We start from the raw sequence: 4286 nt of genomic DNA on the forward strand, positions 1-4286 counted from the left end.
GAACTGGCAAAGTCAAAAATATTGGCTTTGGGTTTAAGCGATCGCTCGGTAAGCTGAAGCATCTGAAACTTCTTCGCCTCAGTCATGCACTTAGCAAAGTCCCAATGCAGTTTGGATGTAGCTAATTGAGGATCTTGATTTTTATAAAGTTCATCCGCCGCCTCGTACCAGCGATCGCCATAGCTCTGGCATTGTTCGGGTTCATCAAGAGCGATAACGAAGTTTTTTGGTAAATAATTTAGCAATGTAGCTTTATGAGCAACAAACTCATGCAAATCGACAGGGGCGATCGCAATGCTAGATAGGTCAGTAAAGCTTTTGGGATTAGTGGGGTCAAATTCTCTGATTTTCTCGACAGTACCGCGATTACAGCTTAGGCGCACGGGTTGATTTCGATTAACTGGAAACACTTCAAAACTGAATCCTTTGCGGCTCCATTGTTTTGATTCTTTTACTTCTTTGACTTCTTCATATCCTAATCTTGCCAAAGCAGAAGCTAGTAATTTAACCGATTGCGAATCGCCGATATTGAGATAGAGACTATGTTTTTGGAAGACTTGAGTGGATGGTAGATGGGGCTGTAGCGCGTTAATGGTGGTAGCGATCGCTAAGTTATGCTGTGGTTTAGCAAGCAATTCCGCTAATATCTCAATCCTTGTCCAAGCGGTTTCTAAATCGATTTGGGCTGGTTCGTAGGGAAATGTATCAAGGGGAGGGTATAGATAGACGCGCCATGACATTGACTGGAGTTGTAAAGCCCATCGGGTGGCTTCTTCGACGGTGGCGGTGACAATGAGTAATGGTTTGGTTTGTTGTTGACATAGGTGGGTGCTAATTAGTCCTTTGCCTAAGCAGGATAGTCCTGATAGGGATATGCTTTTGGCTGTTTTGAGTTTCTCGCCTATTTTTGTGGCGATTAGCGATCGGGCGATGTTCTCTAGGACTGCTGTGAAGGTCATGGATTGGGATTAAGTTAGTCCTGTGTTTACGATTACTCTATGATCTATCTTAATATTTAACTCAGCCCTGCTACAGCTAAGATATAGGTGAGGCTCAGTTGGCATAATTGCGAGAATATTCTCAATAAATTGGGAAAACATCAACTTTTTGCAAAAAAGGAGTATTAAAATGACTACAGTGATCCAATCGCCAGTCATAGAGACAGCTAAATCTCCTCGACTGACATTGGCGGAGTTTTTGGCAAGCCCTGAGTCTGATCAGAATTATGAATTTATTGATGGTCAAGTCATAAGAAAAATGTCGCCAAAAAGATTTCATGCTTCTTTACAAGCAGAATTATTGATTTTTTTACGAACTTTGTTTGAAGGCAAAGGCTTTGTCTATCCAGAATGGGGAATTGTGTTAACACGCAACGATCAGGATTGGTGTCCTGTACCTGATTTGACCTATATTTCGATGGAGCGGTTGCCTAGTAACGTAGGTAATGAGATGTGCCCAGTACCGCCTGAATTAGTCATTGAGATTATGTCAGAAGGACAAACGTTTCGGGAGTTTGTGGCAAAGGCTGGGGATTATCTGAAATCTGGAGTATTAAGAGTATGGGTTATCGATCCAATGGGAAAAACCTTAACGGTGTTTTATCCCGATCGCCCTCCAGAGACTTATCAAGGTGATCGACTATTAACTGATGAGTTATTCCCAGATTTAAAAGTAACAGTAAAGCAGTTCCTTACAAAAGCAGGAATTTAAAAACTACTTTTTTCCTTTACTCACTGAGAGACACGCTGGATTGGGAACTTTGTATTTACAAGATTTCAGCAATCAACTCAGACTTTAGCTACTAAGGCTTGGTAATTCAGGAAATTGCACTTATCACGAAGATCAAAGTCAAAGCATTACGGAATAACCTAAAAAGATGAATATGGAAAAAACAATTCAAGATCTGGAAGAGCGTATCCGCAAAGCTCAACTCGCTAATGATGTAAATACACTGAATGAATTAATTTCTAATCAGTTGCAATTTGTTTTTCTAGACGGATCTGTAGCATCAAAATCTGATGACTTAGAAGCGCATAGAAATAAAATGGTCATCTTCCACAGCATCACTTTCACAGACCAAATCATTGAAACTTTTGAAAATTTAGCTACTGTAACCGTTAAAGCAGAAATCAGTGGATCTATGAATGGTCAAGATTTTCATGGCTATTATCGATATGGAAGAACTTGGGCGATGCTAAATGGTCAATGGCAGCTCATCGCAGGCAACGTGGTTCAACTGCCTGATTCGCATAATTAGCTAGGTGTAATTCCAATCAAGACAACTTTTTAGGACGAGGCTTAGTCACTTTACCCGCCTGCTTAGACTTTCCCTGAGCAGATTTCTTCTCCTTAGCTGTTGAAGCCTTACCCAAATTCGGCTTAGCCGCCTCATCCAGATCGCCAAACTTCTTCGACCACCACTTCTCCTGAGAAGACCAGAAAAAGACCACATCCGCATGATCCTTGCGTTGACGTGCCTGAACATCCGCACACTTCAACATCACTTTATCCACACCATCTTTATGGTAGGGAAACTTAGCCAAAGGCTTGCCACAGACAGGACAAGCAAAATTAGTCACCTCCGCCGTCACTGCATTCTCGCCCTTCGGTTGAGGAATCTCCCACTGATTACGGCGATCGCTCCAAAACATCACCAGATTCTCACAGCCGTGCTCACACTTGAGAAAATGCCCACCACTCACCTTTTTAGAAGGAATCTTACTGAGAGGATGACTACAAGTAGGACAAGCCACATCCGAAAGCTCATTTTTGCGATTACTTGGCTGTAAATCCGCACCGAGATTTGTATAGGCACGCGCCAACATCGGCTGAAAATAAGACTGATGCCAACCAATCAAATAGCTTTGCCACTCCAACTTACCCACCGAGATCTCATCCAAAGTCGTTTCCATCCCTGCGGTAAAATCGGCTCTGAGCAAATCGGGGAAAGTTTTATGCAACACATCATCCGTAGACATTCCCAAAGCCGAAGGTTCGAGAACTTTACCCTTGAGTAACACATAGGTTCTATCCTTCAGGGTCTTGACGATCGCCGCAAACGTACTCGGTCTACCCACACCCTGACGCTCTAACACCTGCACTAACTTCGCCTCGCTATACCTAGCAGGAGGTTGAGTTTGCTTCTGCGTGAAACCCGCATTCGCCAAAGCCAAGGTCTGACCGCTTGTTAACGCAGGAATATGTTTATCCTTACTCAAATCGTTCCAATAGCGCGTATAACCCGCAAAGGTGAGAATACTGCCCCTAGTTTGCCAGAGCGTCGAACCAGCCTGAATAATCACGCGACTTTTCTGAATCAAAGCATTCGCACATTGAGAAGCAACGGCTCTGCGCCAGATTAACTCATAGAGTTGATGCTGTTTGGCACTGAGATGGTCTCTCACCGTTTTTGGAGTAATACTCAAATAGGTAGGACGAATCGCTTCATGGGCTGATTGAGCATTCGCCTGTTCACGATGACGAGTAGTTTTCTTAGGGACATTATCAGGATCGTGTTTCGATAGCCATTCCTTTACCTCAGCACAAAACTCAGGAGCGAGACTGGTGCTATCAGTGCGGTGATAGGTAATCAAACCTTTACGACCTTGAGGTAAATCGACACCCTCAAACAACTCTTGAGCCACCTTCATCGTCTCTTCAGGCGATAGCCCTAATCTCACAGAGGCAGCTTGCTGAAGCGAACTGGTAATGAAAGGCGGCAACGGTGATTTCTGAGCAGTGACACCCGTAGCTTCGCGAACGACATGGGGATGATTACGCGCAACTTGAATAATTCGGGCAGCTTCCGCTTCTGACAATACCCGTTTTGACTCAACCGTAGATTCCGTATTCACTTCCGCCGCATCATCGGTGACATCCTGATCCTCAAGCACAGGCTCAATCTCACTACTACCCGCATAGAAAGATGTGAATCCTTCAGCATATTCCGTCCATACCGACCAGTAAGTAATCGGCACAAAGGTATTAATCTCGCGTTCACGTTGGCAGACGATATGCAAAGCCACTGACTGCACCCGACCAGCCGAGCTACCGCCACTAGTACGACGCACAAGTGGCGAAACTTTAAATCCAATCAACCTGTCCAAACATTGTCTCGCTCGCTGTGCGGAAATCAAGTTTAAATCTAACTGATGAGCATTAGCGATCGCGGCTCTAACCGCCGTAGGTGTAATCTGGTTATAGACAGCGCGTTTGGGATTACGCAGATGCAGTTGCTGCTGTAAATGCCAAGCAATTCCCTCACCCTCGCGATCGCCATCGGTAGC

The 4286-nt window shown here is 44.4% G+C and carries 3 protein-coding genes and 1 pseudogene; 2 read left to right on the plus strand and 2 right to left on the minus strand.

Annotated elements, in window-relative coordinates:
• A pseudogene (locus VB775_RS15590) lies at positions 1 to 959 on the minus strand (transcription-repair coupling factor); the annotation flags it as partial.
• 169 nt (positions 960 to 1128) lie between these two features.
• Here VB775_RS15590 and VB775_RS15595 point away from each other — a divergent pair.
• Both VB775_RS15595 and VB775_RS15600 read left to right on the plus strand, forming a co-directional pair.
• Entirely contained in the window at positions 1129 to 1710 is a 582-nt protein-coding gene (locus tag VB775_RS15595) for a Uma2 family endonuclease (protein ID WP_281009534.1), read from the plus strand.
• Between the two features lie 172 nt (positions 1711 to 1882).
• On the plus strand, positions 1883 to 2257 hold the full coding sequence (locus VB775_RS15600; RefSeq protein ID WP_281009533.1) for a nuclear transport factor 2 family protein: 375 nt from the start codon (positions 1883 to 1885) through the stop codon (positions 2255 to 2257).
• Positions 2258 to 2273: 16 nt separating this feature from the next.
• On the opposite strand, the gene topA is transcribed toward VB775_RS15600, so the two are convergent.
• On the minus strand, positions 2274 to 4286 hold a 2013-nt coding region (gene topA, locus VB775_RS15605; protein ID WP_323216871.1), incomplete at its 5' end, for a type I DNA topoisomerase.

Source organism: Pseudanabaena sp. CCNP1317 (genome assembly GCF_034931345.1).
Lineage (GTDB): Bacteria > Cyanobacteriota > Cyanobacteriia > Pseudanabaenales > Pseudanabaenaceae > Pseudanabaena > Pseudanabaena galeata.